Source organism: Luteimonas sp. gir, from assembly GCF_037198055.1.
Taxonomy (GTDB): domain Bacteria; phylum Pseudomonadota; class Gammaproteobacteria; order Xanthomonadales; family Xanthomonadaceae; genus Luteimonas; species Luteimonas citri_A.
In genome coordinates this window covers 73,702-87,899 of record NZ_JBBAXQ010000007.1, presented here as the reverse complement: position 1 = coordinate 87,899, position 14,198 = coordinate 73,702, and the positions used below count along the sequence as shown (strand labels likewise).

At 71.1% G+C, this 14,198-nt stretch carries 13 protein-coding genes; 2 read left to right on the top strand and 11 right to left on the bottom strand.

The annotated features are described in order from the left end of the window. Nucleotides 1-234: 234 nt before the first annotated feature. From WAF18_RS10755 to trpB, 5 genes are all read right to left on the bottom strand, one after another. Nucleotides 235-1,173 carry a 2-oxoglutarate and iron-dependent oxygenase domain-containing protein gene (locus WAF18_RS10755; protein WP_337245087.1) on the bottom strand — a complete coding sequence of 313 codons (939 nt, stop codon included), beginning with the start codon at nucleotides 1,171-1,173 and terminating at the stop codon, nucleotides 235-237. A gap of 17 nt (nucleotides 1,174-1,190) precedes the next feature. Then, nucleotides 1,191-2,540, bottom strand: a complete 1,350-nt coding sequence (glmM, locus tag WAF18_RS10750) for a phosphoglucosamine mutase (protein WP_337245086.1) — start codon at nucleotides 2,538-2,540, stop codon at nucleotides 1,191-1,193. Beyond that, nucleotides 2,537-3,418 (bottom strand): acetyl-CoA carboxylase, carboxyltransferase subunit beta, encoded by an 882-nt coding sequence (gene accD, locus WAF18_RS10745; protein ID WP_337245085.1) that lies wholly within the window; start codon nucleotides 3,416-3,418, stop codon nucleotides 2,537-2,539. The genes glmM and accD overlap by 4 nt, the downstream gene beginning before the upstream one ends. A gap of 79 nt (nucleotides 3,419-3,497) precedes the next feature. Beyond that, the gene (gene trpA / locus WAF18_RS10740) at nucleotides 3,498-4,304 is read right to left on the bottom strand and encodes a tryptophan synthase subunit alpha (RefSeq protein WP_337245084.1); all 807 of its coding nucleotides are present in this window, start codon (nucleotides 4,302-4,304) and stop codon (nucleotides 3,498-3,500) included. 20 nt (nucleotides 4,305-4,324) lie between these two features. Then, nucleotides 4,325-5,542: a tryptophan synthase subunit beta gene (gene trpB, locus WAF18_RS10735; RefSeq protein ID WP_337245083.1), complete on the bottom strand. Its 1,218-nt coding sequence runs from the start codon at nucleotides 5,540-5,542 to the stop codon at nucleotides 4,325-4,327. 96 nt (nucleotides 5,543-5,638) lie between these two features. On the opposite strand from trpB, the gene WAF18_RS10730 reads away from it, so the two are divergent. Next, a complete protein-coding gene (locus tag WAF18_RS10730; RefSeq protein ID WP_337245082.1) occupies nucleotides 5,639-6,523 on the top strand; it encodes a LysR family transcriptional regulator in 885 nt (294 codons plus the stop codon). Nucleotides 6,524-6,554: 31 nt separating this feature from the next. Here WAF18_RS10730 and WAF18_RS10725 read toward each other — a convergent pair whose 3' ends face one another. Further along, nucleotides 6,555-7,184 carry a phosphoribosylanthranilate isomerase gene (locus tag WAF18_RS10725; protein WP_337245081.1) on the bottom strand — a complete coding sequence of 210 codons (630 nt, stop codon included), beginning with the start codon at nucleotides 7,182-7,184 and terminating at the stop codon, nucleotides 6,555-6,557. 272 nt (nucleotides 7,185-7,456) lie between these two features. Between WAF18_RS10725 and WAF18_RS10720 the strand changes: the two genes are divergently transcribed. Next, the gene (locus tag WAF18_RS10720; protein ID WP_337245080.1) at nucleotides 7,457-8,200 is read left to right on the top strand and encodes an outer membrane beta-barrel protein; all 744 of its coding nucleotides are present in this window, start codon (nucleotides 7,457-7,459) and stop codon (nucleotides 8,198-8,200) included. Between the two features lie 25 nt (nucleotides 8,201-8,225). Here WAF18_RS10720 and truA read toward each other — a convergent pair whose 3' ends face one another. From truA to aroC, 5 genes are all read right to left on the bottom strand, one after another. Continuing rightward, nucleotides 8,226-9,011 (bottom strand): tRNA pseudouridine(38-40) synthase TruA, encoded by a 786-nt coding sequence (gene truA, locus WAF18_RS10715; RefSeq protein WP_183426519.1) that lies wholly within the window; start codon nucleotides 9,009-9,011, stop codon nucleotides 8,226-8,228. 7 nt (nucleotides 9,012-9,018) lie between these two features. Next, a complete protein-coding gene (locus WAF18_RS10710) occupies nucleotides 9,019-10,836 on the bottom strand; it encodes a FimV/HubP family polar landmark protein (RefSeq protein ID WP_337245079.1) in 1,818 nt (605 codons plus the stop codon). A gap of 77 nt (nucleotides 10,837-10,913) precedes the next feature. Continuing rightward, nucleotides 10,914-11,942 (bottom strand): aspartate-semialdehyde dehydrogenase, encoded by a 1,029-nt coding sequence (locus WAF18_RS10705; RefSeq protein ID WP_337245078.1) that lies wholly within the window; start codon nucleotides 11,940-11,942, stop codon nucleotides 10,914-10,916. Nucleotides 11,943-12,019: 77 nt separating this feature from the next. After that, nucleotides 12,020-13,036: a D-glycerate dehydrogenase gene (locus WAF18_RS10700; protein WP_337245077.1), complete on the bottom strand. Its 1,017-nt coding sequence runs from the start codon at nucleotides 13,034-13,036 to the stop codon at nucleotides 12,020-12,022. Further along, entirely contained in the window at nucleotides 13,029-14,147 is a 1,119-nt protein-coding gene (gene aroC / locus WAF18_RS10695) for a chorismate synthase (RefSeq protein ID WP_337245076.1), read from the bottom strand. Before aroC ends, WAF18_RS10700 begins: the two co-directional genes overlap by 8 nt. Nucleotides 14,148-14,198: the final 51 nt, after the last annotated feature.

Genomic DNA, 14,198 nt, shown 5'->3' with positions numbered 1-14,198 from the left:
CGGACGCAGTGCGTCGTGCTGGTCGGGGGTTGCGATAGAGGGCCATGGATGGCCCGCGGCGGCGAGTCAGCCAGGATGGCTGACCGAGCCGAGGAGCAGCCCCCGGCCGGCGCGACGCGCGTTCCGGAGACAAGCGCCTGATCGAGATAGAAACCAGCACTTCGGACTTCGGCGAGGAACCAAAAGAAGCGGCGCCATGACGGCGCCGTTCCGAATCCACAATCCCCAATCCCGCTACTTCAGCTTGATCTCGCGCAGCCGTTCCTCGAGATAGCCCTGGGCGGTGATCGGCTCGGGGTAGCGGCTCGGGTTGTCGGCAGTGACCGTCGAGGGCAGTACGTCGATCAGGAAGTCCGGATTGGGGTGCAGGAAGAACGGCACCGAATAGCGCGGCTGGCGCGCCGCCTCGCCCGGTGGATTGGTTACCCGATGCGTCGTCGACGGATACACGTGATTGGTCAGGCGCTGCAGCATGTCGCCGATGTTGACCACGATCGTGTCGGCGTCCGAGGTGAACGGCACCCACTCGCCATCATGCGAACGCACTTCCAGCCCGGCGGCGCTGGCGCCGACCAGCAGCGTGATCAGGTTGATGTCCTCGTGCGCGCCGGCGCGCACGTTGGGGATGTCATCGGCGGTGATCGGCGGGTAGTGGATCGGGCGCAGGATCGAGTTGCCACTGTCGGTCTTGTCAGCAAACCAGTGCTCGGGCAAGCCGATGTGCAGGGCGAGCGCCGAGAGCACCCGCGCGCCCAGCGCGTCGAGTGCCTGGTACAGCCCATAGCCGTGCTCGCGGAAGCCCGGCACCTCGGACGGCCACAGGTTCGGCGGCATCACGTCGCGGTACTTCGAGTCGTCCGCGATCTCGCGGCCGATGTGCCAGAACTCCTTGAGGTCGAAGTGCTGGGCCCCCTTGGCGGTCTCGACACCGAACGCGGTATAGCCGCGCGCACCGCCGCCGCCGGGGACGTGATACTGCAGCTTGGTGGCCTCGGGCAGCGCGAAGAACGCCTTGAAGACGTCGTAGGCCGCATCGATCTGCGCCTGCGGGATGCCGTGGCCCTTGATGCCCGCAAAGCCCCACTGCCGGTAGGCAGCGCCGAGCTCGGCGACGAAGGCGTCCCGGTCCGTGTCGAAGCGTCGAATGTCGAGCGTCGGAATGCGGGCGGTCATGAAAAATCCTCCAAAAGTCAGGCAGCGGCCGCGCGCACGGCGTCGGCCAGTCGATCGAGTGTGGTTTGCATCAGGGCGGCGTCGTCGGCCTCGACGGTCACGCGCACGACCGGCTCGGTGCCCGACGGCCGCAGGAACGCGCGGCCGCGACCCTCAACCGCCGCTTGCGCCTGCGCCAGTGCGGCCTGCACCGACGGCGCCTGGGCCGGCTTGGCATCGCCCGCGTAGCGGACGTTGACAGTGCGCTGCGGCACCTTCGCCAGGCCGTGCAGCGCCTGTTGCAGCGACACGCCCCGGCGGCGCAGCACTTCGAGCACCTGCAACGCACTGATGATGCCGTCACCGGTGCTGGCGCGATCCAGACACAGCAGGTGACCGGAGGTCTCGCCGCCGAGCACGCCGTCGTGTTCGATCAGTGCCTGGTGCACATAGCGATCGCCGACCTTGGCGCGCAGGAAGCCGATGCCGGCCTCGCCGAAGGCGCGCTCCAGGCCATAGTTGCTCATCAGCGTGCCGACGACCGGTCCCTGCAGGCGCCCCTGCTGCTGCCAGTCGCGGGCCAGCACGTAGAGCAGATCGTCGCCGTCGCGCACAGTGCCGTTGCTGTCGACGAACAGCACGCGGTCGCCGTCGCCGTCGAAGGCGATCCCGAGGTTCGCACCGCTGTGACTGACGCGTCCGGCCAGGCCTTCGGGATGGGTCGAGCCGACGCCGTCGTTGATATTGACGCCATTGGGCTCGGCGCCGATCACCTCGACCTGGGCGCCCAGCTCGCGCAGCACGATCGGCCCGACCTGGTAGGTCGCGCCATTGGCGCAGTCGACGACGATGCGCATGCCGTCGAGATCGAAGCCGCGCGGCACCGAGGCCTTGCAGGCTTCGACATAACGGCCGACCGCATCGCGCGTACGCACTGCCTTGCCCAGCCGCTCCGACGGCACGGTGCGGAACGGCTGGTCGAGCGCCGCCTCGATCGCCAGTTCGGTGGCGTCGTCGAGTTTTTCGCCCTGCGCACTGAAGAACTTGATGCCGTTGTCGTGGTGCGGGTTGTGCGAGGCCGAGATCACAATGCCGCCGTCGGCGCCGAGCGAGCGCGTGAGGTGCGCGACCGCAGGCGTCGGCATCGGGCCCATCAGCTGCACGTCGACCCCGGCCGCGACCAGGCCGGCCTCGAGCGCGGCCTCGAACATGTAGTTGGAGATCCGCGTGTCCTTGCCGATCACCACCTGCGGGCGCCGCCAGTCGGCGCCGCGCGCGCGCAGCGAATGGCCGTAGGCGTTGCCCAGGCGCAGCACGAAATCGGCCGAAATCGAGCCCTCGCCCACCCGGCCGCGGATGCCGTCGGTACCGAAGTATCTGCGGCTCACGCGGCGGCCTCGGAAGGCGCGTCCTGCCGGCTCAGCAACGCGAGTAGACGCGCGATGCGCGCACGCAGTTCGCGGCGGTCGCAGATCTGGTCGATCGCGCCGTGCTCGAGCAGGAACTCGCTGCGCTGGAAGCCCTCGGGCAGGGTCTCGCGCACAGTCTGCTCGATCACGCGCGGACCGGCGAAGCCGATCAGCGCTTCGGGCTCGGCCATGTTGATGTCGCCGAGCATCGCGAACGACGCCGAGGCGCCGCCGAAGGTCGGGTTGGTCAACACCGAGATGTACGGCAGGCCGGCCTCACGCAAACGGCCGAGGGCGGCCGAGGTTTTGGCCATCTGCATCAGCGAGAACATGCTTTCCTGCATGCGCATGCCGCCGCTGGCGGCGAAGCTGACGAACGGGGTACCGGCGGCCAGCGCCTGCTCGGCGGCACGCGCGAACTTCTCGCCGCCGACCGAGCCCATCGAACCGCCCATGTAGGCGAAGTCCATCGCGCTGGCGACGATCGGGCGCTGCATCAACGTGCCCTGCATCGCGACCAGGGTGTCGCGCTCGCCGGTCGAGCGCTGTGCGGCCTTGATGCGGTCCGAATACTTCTTCTGGTCCTTGAACTTCAGGATGTCGGTCGGGCCGAGGTCAGCCGCGATCTCCTGCACGCTGCCCGGGTCCAGGAAAGCCTTCAGGCGCGCGCGTGCGCGGATCGGACGGTGGAACCCGCATTTGGGGCAGACCTCGAGGTTCTCTTCGAGTTCGGGGCCGTAGAGCACGGCGCTGCAGCGCTCGCACTTCTCCCACAGGCCCTCGGGGACGCTGCGCTTGCGGACCGCGGCGGCATCGGTGCGGATGCGCGGCGGCATGATCTTCTGCAACCAGGACATGGCTCGTGTACTCCCGCCGGCCCGTACGGGGCCGCGAAGCGCGGAAGTGTAACCGACGGCCGGTGCCGGGCCGCGCTGTTCAGGCGGCGTCGAGCGCGGCCCGCAGCGGCGCCAGGAACGCCCCGGCGCGGCGCGCGGCCTCGCCCGGATCGGCGGCATCGGCGATCTCGGCGACCAGGGCGCTACCCACGACCACGCCATCGGCGTCGGCCGCCATCGCCGCGGCACCGGCGGCATCGCGGATGCCGAAGCCGGCGACGACCGGCGCGCGGCTGGCCTGTCGCAGCGTCCGCAATCGGGCCGAAGCCTGCGTCGGGTCGAGCCGGTCGGAGGCACCGGTGACCCCGGCGAAGCTGACGTAGTACAGGTAGCCCTGCGCCTGGGCGCACAAGGTCTCGATGCGGGTGGCATCGGTCGTCGGCGAGGCCAGCAGGATCAGGGCCAGACCCTGGGCATCGAAGGCGGCGCGGTACTCGCCGGCCTCCTCGGGCGGCAGGTCCACCAGCAGCACGCCATCGACGCCGGCCTCGCACGCCTGCGCGGCGAAGGCCGCCGGGCCGCGGATGTCGACCGGGTTGAGATAGCCCATCAGCACGACCGGGGTCGTGGCATCCGTCGCCCGGAACGCACGCACCGCATCGAGGACCCAGGCCATGCCGGCGCCGCGTGCAAGCGCGCGTTCGGAACTGCGCTGGATCGTCGGGCCGTCGGCCATCGGGTCGGAGAACGGCACGCCGAGCTCGAGAATGTCCGCGCCCGCGTCGACCAGCGCACGCATGACCGGCACCGTCGCATCCAGCGACGGATCGCCGGCGGTGACGAACGGGATCAGCGCCTTGCGGCCACTGGCGCGCAGCGCGGCAAAGCGGGCGTCGATCCGGGACATCGCAGATCCGGTCGCCGCGCTCACAGCGTGAACCCCTCGCGCCCGGCGATCGTGTGGACGTCCTTGTCGCCGCGGCCAGACAGGTTCGCCAGCACGATCGCGTCCTTGGGCAGGTCGCGCGCGAGCTTGATCGCCTGGGCGATGGCGTGGCTGGATTCGAGTGCGGCCAGGATGCCCTCGGTGCGGGCAAGCTGGTGGAACGCGGCCAGCGCTTCGTCGTCGGTGACGCCGACGTACTGCGCGCGGCCGGCGTCGGCCAGGAACGCATGCTCGGGGCCGACGCCCGGGTAGTCGAGCCCAGCGGACACCGAGTGCGTCTCGGTGATCTGGCCATCGTCGTCGCAGATCACATAGGTGCGGTTGCCGTGCAGCACGCCCGGACGGCCGGCGGCGATCGAGGCGGCATGACGGCCGGTCGCGATGCCGTCGCCAGCGGCCTCGGCGCCGACGATGCGCACGCCCGGATCGTTGAGGAACGCGTGGAACAGGCCGATCGCGTTGCTGCCGCCGCCCACGCACGCGGTGATCGCATCGGGCAGCCGGCCGTACTCGGCGAGCATCTGTGCGCGCGCCTCGCGGCCGACGATGGCATTGAAGTCGCGGACCATGCGCGGGTACGGGTCGGGTCCGGCGACGGTGCCGATGATGTAGAAGGTGTCGGCGATGTTGGTGACCCAGTCGCGCATGGCCTCGTTGAGCGCGTCCTTGAGCGTCGCCGAGCCCGAGGTCACCGGCACCACCTGCGCGCCCAACAGGCGCATGCGGTAGACGTTGATCTTCTGCCGCTCGATATCGGTCGCGCCCATGTAGACCACGCACTCCAGCCCCAGGCGCGCGGCGACGGTCGCCGAGGCCACGCCGTGCTGGCCGGCGCCGGTCTCGGCAATGATCCGGGTCTTGCCCATCCGGCTGGCGAGCAGCGCCTGGCCGATGGTGTTGTTGATCTTGTGCGCGCCGGTGTGGTTGAGGTCCTCGCGCTTGAGCAGGATGCGCGCCCCGCCCACCGCGTCGCTGAGCCGCTGCGCGTGATAGATCGGGCTGGGCCGACCGACGTAATGCGCGAGGTCGGCGTCGAACGCCTGCTGGAACGCGGGATCGACCTTCGCAGCGTCGTAAGCGGCCGCGAGTTCGGCGACCGGCCCGACCAGCGTCTCGGCGACGAAGCGGCCCCCGTAGCGACCGAAGTGGCCGGCGGCGTCGGGATAGGCGTGGAAGTCGGTGATCGGAGCGTCGGACATCGAAAGGACACGGCGAAAAGATGACTCGCACTCTAGCGCACACGTCCAAGCCCCGGAACCGATAAGATCTGACCGTTAGCTCAGGAAATCTCACAGATGACCGATGCCGATCTGCCGTCGCTCAACGCCGTGCGCGCCTTTGAGGCGGCCGCCCGGCTGGGCAGCCTCACCCGGGCCGCCGAAGCCCTGCATGTGACCCATGGGGCGGTCAGCCGCCAAGTGCGGTTGCTCGAGGACGCGCTAGGCACGCCCCTGTTCGTCCGCGCCGGCCGCGGCCTGCGACTCACGCCGGCCGGGGAACGTCTGCGCGATGCGGCCGGCGATGCCTTCGCGCGCCTGCGTAGTGCGGTCGCGACGATCCGGCACACGCAGGGCGATGCGGCCTTGGTGCTCGGCTGCCCGGGCAGCCTAGTCGCGCGTTGGGTGATTCCGCGCCTGCCTCGACTGGCGGAGGCCTTACCTGTGTTGCGCTTGCACCTGTCGCCGCACGAGGGCGCGTTTCCGCAGTCGCTGGCCGGCTTCGACGCCGCCTTGCTGATCGGCCAGGCGCCCTGGCCGGCCACCTGGCGCGTACGCCCGTTGGCGCCCGAACGCATCGGACCAGTCGTCAGCCCCCGGCATCCCGAGGTCGCACGCCTGCGCGCACTCGCACCCGACGCCTTGTTGCGCGAGCCACTGCTGCACACCCTGTCGCGGCCGCAGGCGTGGCCCGCCTGGGCGGCGGCCAGCGGTGCAGCGCCGCCCCAGGCCCTGGGCACGGGCTTCGAGCATCTCTACTTCCTGCTCGAAGCCGCGGTTGCCGGACTCGGTGTGGCGATCGCGCCGCAGGAGCTCGTCGCCGACGATCTCGCTGCCGGCCGCCTGCTCGCCCCCTGGGGCTTTGCCGCCACCGGCGCCCAGTGGGTGCTCGCAAGCCCGCGCGATGGCGACGATGCCCGCGCCAACGGGCTGGCGAACTGGCTGTCGCGAGAACTGGCCTGACCGCCGAGCGGCAACGCAGCACCGAACCCAGCTAGAGCGCGATGTCCCGCACCGCCGCCACGAACGCACGCATGCGCTCGGCGTCTTTGCGGCCGGGTGCGGATTCGATCCCGCTCGACACGTCGACCCCCGCCGGCCGCGCGGTCGCGATCGCCTGCGCCACATTGCCGGCATCCAGGCCACCCGCTAGCCAGAACGGCCGGTCGAGCGTCGCGGGCAGCGCCGCCCAGTCGAAGCGCGCGCCGCCGCCGCCCGGCTCGCCGGCCGCATGGCCATCGAACAGGAACGCCGCGGCATCGGGCCAATCGCCCAGCGTGCGCAACGCGGCCGCCGGATCGCCGCCCATCGCGATCGCCTTCCAGTAGGGCCGCCCGAAGCCACGACAGAACGCGGCGTCCTCTTGGCCGTGGAACTGCAGCACGTCGGGGGCCAGGCCCTCGACGATCGCCGCGACCTCGGCAGCGGCGTTGTCCATCGTCAACGCGACCACCTGCACCTGCGGCGGCACCGCCGCGCGCAGCCCGCGTGCCTGGTCGAGATCGAGCCGGCGCGGGCTGCGCGCCGCGAACACGAAGCCGACATGGTCGACGCCGAGTGCGACCGCGTCCTCGACGTCTTCGCGCCGGGTCAGCCCGCAGAACTTGATCGAGGTCGCTCGCATCCGGCCAGCCTAGCGTCGCGCGGCCCGACACGCACGCTTGACAGCCTGCGCGGCGCTGCACACGCTACGCGCCGCCGGCTGAGGGTGCCGTCAGGGAACGACGACAGCAACGACGAAGGCGCGTGCCACGTGCGCCCTGACTCGACTGCGCGCCAACCGGTATTCACCCCGATCACGAGATCCGCGTCAGGTCCGACGCGTGGCCGGCATGTCTGCGCGCGCCGCGTCCTCGAAAACGCAGGCCCTGCGGCCGCGCACCTCAGGGGGAATCCATGAAACCGATCGCACGCCACGTACTCGCGATTGCCGCGGCGGCCGTGTTGCCCGTCCACGCGCAGAGCCTGTCGCCCGCCTGGACGGAGTACCGACAGCGCCAGCAGACCGAACAGACGCCACCCGCTGCCGCGCAGCCGCCGGCCCACCGAGCCGCCGCCGAGACTGCACCGCCGCCCGCGCGCCTGGTTGCGACCGAGCCGACGCACGCCGTCCAAACGCCCCCCTCGCCCGCCGTCACCACGCCCACGACCGAGACCCCGAGAGGCGCCGCCTTCGTCGCCTTGCAGGCAGGCCAGGCCTGGATCTACGACGATGTGCGCCAGGACACCCAGGCGATCAGCGCCGGCTACCGTTGGCAGGCCGGTCCGGTCGTGCAGGTCGGCATCGAAGGTGTTGCCGCACGGATCGACGCGACATCGAAGGACGGCTGGCGCTTCGGCGGTGCCGACTACGGCAGCCTCGGTGCCAACGCCCGGTTCCAGTTCGGCCGCACACCGCTGTTCGCGATGGCGCGCCTGGGCTACTGGTACGCCGATGTGGGCGAAGGCGACTCGGCCGACGGCGGCTATGCGGGCGTGGGCCTGGGCGTCGACATCCACCGCCACGTCAATCTGACACTGGCCTACACCTACCACCTGTACGCGTCGAGCTATTGCTATCGCGTCTACAGCACCGCCTATTGCGACACCGAGATCAACCGTGCGGATCTGGTGACCCTCGGGCTCGAAGCCCGCTTCTGAGCAGGGCGATCCGAACGTCCTGAGCTCAGGGCAGCGTGACCTCCGCCGGCAGGTTCCATTCCGGCGGATACAACGGCCCCAGAAAGACCAGGCCAGCGGCGGGCGCGGTCGGGCCGGCCAGGCGGCGATCGCGGCCGGCCAGCACCTCGGCGATCCAGGTATCGGGCTGCGCCCCGGCACCGACCTCGAGCAGCGAGCCGACGATGTTGCGGACCATGTGGTGCAGGAACGCGTTGGCCTGCACCTCGACGACGACCTCGTCGCCCTCGCGGCGGACCGCGATGCGCTGCAGGTCGCGGCGCGCATGCGGCGCCTGGCAATGCACGGTGCGGAACGCAGAGAAATCCTGCTCGCCGACCAGCGCCTGGGCGGCACGATGCATCGCGGCCGCGTCGAGCGGCCGCAGTTCCCACGACAGGTATTGCCGGTGCAATGCCGGGCGCACCTGGCGGTTGAGGATGCGGTAGCGGTAATGGCGCGCGCGCGCGGAGAAGCGCGCATTGAACGTGTCGGGCACCGGCTGGCACCAGCGCACGCTGACCTGCGGCGGCATCAGCGTGGTCGCACCGAGCATCCAGGCACGCGGCGCGCGCGCGGCCTCGGTATCGAAATGCACGACCTGGCATTGCGCGTGGACGCCGGCATCGGTGCGCCCGGCGCAGACCGTGGCCACCGGATGCGCGGCGATCTTCGACAGCGCCGTCTCCAGCGCGGCCTGCACCGACTCCTGCCCGCCCTCGCCGGCCTTGCTCAGCCGTTGCCAGCCCAGAAAGCCATTGCCGTCGTACTCGACGCCCAGCGCGAATCGCATCGCGCGCTCAGCCCAGCGTACGCAGCAGGCGCACAGCCTCGGCCGCAGCGACCGGTTCGCCGCCATCGGCCACGTCCTGCAACAGGCCGCGCGCGGTGTCGACATCGCCCAGGTGGATGTAGGCGCGGGCCAGTTCCAGACGCTCGATGCCGGCCGGCGGTTCGACCGCGTCGCCGCGATCGAGCTCGACCGGCGTCTGGACCGGTGCCGGCGCAGGTGGCGCCGCCGCCGGCGCGACGTCGGACGCCGGGGGCGTATCGCCGACATGCCAGGTCGGCCCACCGGTCGGCGGCACGACGGGGGCTGCAACCGGTGCAGCGGCAGGCGGTGCCGACCGCGCGAAGGCGGGCACGGCGTCGGCCGCCTGGGCGGCGGCCGGCGACCCGTCCACGGCACTCACGGTTGTCCGCGCCGCTGCGGCCCGGCGCCCACGGCGACCGAGCAGGAAGGCGAGCGCACCGACCACCAGCAGCGCCGGGGTCAGCCACAACCAGGACCAGGGCGCGCCGGGCGACGCCTGGGCCGCGTCCAGACGCTGCTGCGCGGCCGCAAGGTCGGCGTCCTTCATCTCGATCAACCGCTGCTGCTGGCGTTGCAGTTGCTCCAGATCGTCGAGTCGGGACCGCAGTTCGGCCAGTTCCGCGTCGCGCGAGATCGCGGCCTCTTCGGCCTGGTGCGGGTCCTGACGCAGCATGTTTCCTCCAGCGCCGGCCGCGATGCCGGACTGTGTCGCCGCCAGCGCGGCGTCGCCGGCCGGCGGTGTGATCTCGAGCCGGGCCGATGGCGTGGCGACCGCAGTGGGAGCGGCGGGCGCGGCGGGTGCGGTGCGGGGGGCGGTCGGGGGTGGCGTCGTGGCGGCGGCTGGCGCAGTCGCCACTGGCGCCGCGGCAGGCTGGCGCATGTCGCGCCACTGCCCCACCTGCTGGCGCACCAGCGCATCGGCCTCGGCGACGCCGGCTTCGGCCCAGTCGTCGCGCGGCGGCACGCGCAGCACGGCGCCCTGGCGGATCAGGTTGAGATTGCCACCGATGAAGGCATCAGGGTTGTGCCGCAGCAGCAGCACCATCGCCTGGTTGACGCTGATGCCGGCCTCACGCGCCAAGGGCGCGGCGATTGTCGACAGGGTCTGGCCGGGCCGGACGGCCGGCAACGTCTGCGCGCGATCGCTGGCAGGTTGGGCGATGCTTGCCGCGGGTCGCACGGGCGGCGGGGCAGGCCTGGGTGCCGTGCGCACCGGCGTTGCAGGTGGCGTGGCCGGCGCCTGTTGTGACGCGGTCGGCGCCTGTGCCTGCACCGGGGCCGGTGCAGCGGGCGTCTCGGTGGCGGTGACAACCGGCGGCCGCACGATCGCGTCGGCCGGCGCGGCCACAGGTGCCTGGATCGCGGGCTGCGCTTCGGCCGCGACGGTGTCGGGCACCGCGAGCAGCGCCGAGTACTCGCGCACCAGTCGGCCCTGGCCCCAATCGACCTCGACCAGGAAGGCAAGCGCCGGCTGCTGCACCGGTGCGGCGCTGGTGACCCGGATCACCGGCCGACCGCGCGCATCGAGCGCGACGCCGAAGCGCAGGTCCGAGACCACGCCACGCGGCGGCGCCAGGCCGATGCGGGCGAAGGTCTCCGGCGACGCCAGCCGGGCCTGCAACTGGCGCAGTTCGGCCGGGTCGCTGGAGATCACCGGAATCTCGGCCAGCAACGGCTCGCCCTGCTGCGAGCGGACCTCGATGCGTCCCAGCCCCAGCGCCAACGCCGGTCCGGCGACGCCCAGCAGGGCGCCTGCCACCAGCAGGTGCTGCACGATGCGCGACACGACCTTCCCCCGATCCATCGGCCGACTGTAGCGGCCGGCCGCCGCGCTCCGCAACGTCGGCGACGCCGCGGACGGCGGGCGGCCAGCGCGCATGCTCAGCGCTCCGCCGCGACCAGTTCGGCGACCTGCACCGCATTGAGCGCAGCGCCCTTGCGGATATTGTCCGAGACGATCCACAGGTTCAGGCCGTGGGGATGCGAGAGGTCCTCGCGGATGCGGCCCACGAACACCGCGTCGCGACCCGAGGCGTGGGTGACCGGCGTCGGATAGCCGCCCGCGCGCCGCTCGTCGACGACCTCCACGCCCGGCGCCTGCTCCAGCAACGCACGCGCCGCCTCGACGGTGAGCTTGTCGCGTGTCTCCACCGCCACCGCTTCGGAGTGGCCGTAGAACACCGGCACGCGGACCGCGGTCGGGTTCACCAGAATGCTGTCGTCGCCGAGGATCTTGCGCGTCTCCCAGACCAGCTTCATCTCCTCCTTGGTGAAGCCGTTGTCCAGGAAATCGTCGATGTGCGGGATCAGGTTGAAAGCGATCTGCACCGGGAACTTCTGCGGATCGAGGTCGCGGAAGTTCAGCAGGTCGCCGGTCTGGCGACCAAGCTCCTCCATCGCCGAACGCCCTGCGCCCGACACCGACTGGTAGGTCGCGACATTGATCCGCACGATCCCCGCCTGCCGGTGCAGCGGCGCCAGCGCGACCAGCATCTGCATCGTCGAACAGTTGGGATTGGCGATGATGCCGCGCGGGCGATTGCGTGCGGCTTCGGGATTGACCTCGCTGACCACCAGCGGCACGTCGTCGTCGTAACGGAATGCCGAGCTGTTGTCGATGACCACCGCGCCGGCGGCGGCGAACTTCGGCGCGTACGCCTTGCTGGTGTCGCCGCCGGCTGAGAACAGCGCGATGTCGACGCCGCTCGGATCGAACGTGGCCAGGTCCTGCACGACGATGTCCTCGTCGCCGAACTTGACGGTGGTGCCGGCCGAGCGCTCGCTCGCCAAAGCGACGAGTTCGGACACCGGGAAATCGCGTTCGGCGAGGATCGACAACATGGTGTCGCCGACGGCGCCGGTGGCACCGACGACAGCGACGCGGAAGGTGCGGGAGGGAGACTGGGACATGACGGGCACTCTCGAAAAAGGGGAACGTGGGAAACGCAGGCGCTGATCGGGGCTCGGGGAACCGCCCGCCCTGAAGCTCAGGCGGTTCCCGGTCGTTTCGCGGCCTGGCCGACCGGCGCGATCGGGCTCGGCGGGCGGCCGGCATCGGGGCCTGCGCCCAGCGCGGCGATCAGGTTGTCGACCGCGAGCGCGACCATCGCCCGGCGCGTGGCCAGGCTGCCGCTGGCGATGTGCGGGGTCAGCACCACGTTGTCGAGTGCAAGCAGGCGCGGGTCGACATCGGGCTCGCCCTCGAACACGTCGAGCGCCGCCGATGCCAGCCGGCCATGCGCCAGCGCGTCGGCCAGCGCGCCCTCGTCGACGATGCCGCCGCGGGCGATATTGGTCAGCGTCGCCGTCGGCTTCATTCGCGCCAGCGCGGCGGCATCGACAATGTGGTGGCTGGCGGCCGAGTACGGCAACACCAGGACCAGATGGTCGGCCTGCGCAAACAGCGCCTCGAACTCGACGTAATGCGCATTGCAGCTGCGCTCGGTCTCTGCGGGCAGGCGACTGCGATTGTGATACAGCACGCGCATATCGAAACCGGCGGCGCGCCGGGCGATGCCTTGCCCGATCCGCCCCATGCCCAGGATGCCCAGCGTGCTGCCGTGCAGATCGGCGCCGAGCAGACCCTTGAAGTTCCAGCCTTGCCAGCGCCCCGCGCGGAGGTGACGCTCGGCCTCGGTGATCCGACGCGCGGCGGCCATCATCAGCGCGAAGCCGAAATCGGCCGTGGTCTCGGTGAGCACGTCGGGGGTGTTGGTCGCGACGATGCCGCGCGCGTGCAGCGCGGCGACATCGAGATTGTTGTAGCCCACGCCGACATTGGCGATCGCACGCAGGCGCGGCGCGGCCGCGACCTCGGCCTGGCCGACGCGCTCGTTGAGCGTCACCAGCGCGCCATCGACATCGTGCAACGCGGCGGCGATCGCGACCGGGTCGTGCTCGACGACTGTGGGCACTTGGACGACGTCGAAGTGCGCGTGCAGCTGCGCGACGATGTCGTCGAACAGCGGCTGCGCGACCCAAACCCGCGGACGCGGCTCAGCCATCGAGGCGTCCCGGAATCCGCGGCCCCACCTCGCCGACATCGCCACACTGCGCGCGATGGCGCAGCGCCTGATCCATCAGCACCAGTGCCAGCATCGCCTCGCAGATCGGCGTGGCGCGGATCCCCACGCAGGGATCGTGGCGGCCGGTGGTGATGACCTCGACCACGTTGCCATCGACATCGACGCCATCGGCTGGCAGGCGCAGGCTCGAGGTCGGCTTGAACGCGGTCGAGACCACGATCTGCTGGCCGGTGCTGATTCCCCCGAGCACGCCGCCGGCATGGTTGGACGCGAAGCCGGCCGGCGTCATCAGGTCGCGATGCGCGCTGCCGCGCTGGGCGACCGACGCGAAGCCGTCGCCGACCTCGACGCCCTTGACCGCGTTGATCGACATCATCGCCGCCGCCAGGTCGCCGTCGAGCTTGCCGTAGATCGGTGCGCCCCAGCCCGGCGGCACGCCGTCGGCGACCACGGTCACGCGCGCGCCGACCGAATCGCCGGACTTGCGCAGCGCGTCCATATAGGCCTCCAGTTCCGGCACCTGCGCCGCATCCGGCCAGAAGAACGGGTTGGCCTCGACCACGGTCCAGTCGATCGCCTGCGAATCGGACACCGACGGCACCAGCTCGCCCAGTTGCGACAGCCAGCCGTGCACCTGGACGCCGTGACGCTGCGCCAGCCACTTCTTGGCGATCGTGCCGGCGGCCACACGCATTGTCGTCTCGCGCGCCGACGAGCGGCCGCCGCCGCGCGGGTCGCGGATGCCGTACTTCTGCCAGTAGGCGTAGTCGGCATGTCCAGGGCGGAACTGCGCGGCGATGTTCGCGTAGTCCTTGCTGCGCTGGTCGGTATTGCGGATCAGCAGCGCGATCGGCGTGCCGGTGGTCGTGCCTTCGTACACGCCGCTGAGGATCTCGACCGCATCGGCCTCACGGCGCGCCGAGGTGTGCCGGCTCTTGCCGGTCGCCCGGCGCGCGAGATCATGCGCGAAGTCCTCCGGCGCGAGCGCGATGCCCGGAGGGCACCCATCGACCACGCAGCCGATCGCCGGTCCGTGGCTCTCGCCGAAGGTCGTGACACTGAACAGCTGACCGAAACGATTGCTGGACATGGCACCGCGGCGCTGGCGCGCCGTCGAAACAGGAGGGCCGCCAAGCTTAAC

Coding starts and splice junctions, on each gene's coding strand:
- WAF18_RS10730 (WP_337245082.1), top strand. CDS start 5,639: ATGACCGATGCCGATCTGCCGTCGCTCAACGCCGTGCGCGCCTTTGAG.
- truA (WP_183426519.1), bottom strand. CDS start 9,011: ATGCGATTCGCGCTGGGCGTCGAGTACGACGGCAATGGCTTTCTGGGC.
- WAF18_RS10720 (WP_337245080.1), top strand. CDS start 7,457: ATGAAACCGATCGCACGCCACGTACTCGCGATTGCCGCGGCGGCCGTG.
- trpB (WP_337245083.1), bottom strand. CDS start 5,542: ATGTCCGACGCTCCGATCACCGACTTCCACGCCTATCCCGACGCCGCC.
- aroC (WP_337245076.1), bottom strand. CDS start 14,147: ATGTCCAGCAATCGTTTCGGTCAGCTGTTCAGTGTCACGACCTTCGGC.
- WAF18_RS10725 (WP_337245081.1), bottom strand. CDS start 7,184: ATGCGAGCGACCTCGATCAAGTTCTGCGGGCTGACCCGGCGCGAAGAC.
- WAF18_RS10705 (WP_337245078.1), bottom strand. CDS start 11,942: ATGTCCCAGTCTCCCTCCCGCACCTTCCGCGTCGCTGTCGTCGGTGCC.
- WAF18_RS10700 (WP_337245077.1), bottom strand. CDS start 13,036: ATGGCTGAGCCGCGTCCGCGGGTTTGGGTCGCGCAGCCGCTGTTCGAC.
- trpA (WP_337245084.1), bottom strand. CDS start 4,304: ATGTCCCGGATCGACGCCCGCTTTGCCGCGCTGCGCGCCAGTGGCCGC.
- accD (WP_337245085.1), bottom strand. CDS start 3,418: ATGTCCTGGTTGCAGAAGATCATGCCGCCGCGCATCCGCACCGATGCC.
- WAF18_RS10755 (WP_337245087.1), bottom strand. CDS start 1,173: ATGACCGCCCGCATTCCGACGCTCGACATTCGACGCTTCGACACGGAC.
- WAF18_RS10710 (WP_337245079.1), bottom strand. CDS start 10,836: ATGGATCGGGGGAAGGTCGTGTCGCGCATCGTGCAGCACCTGCTGGTG.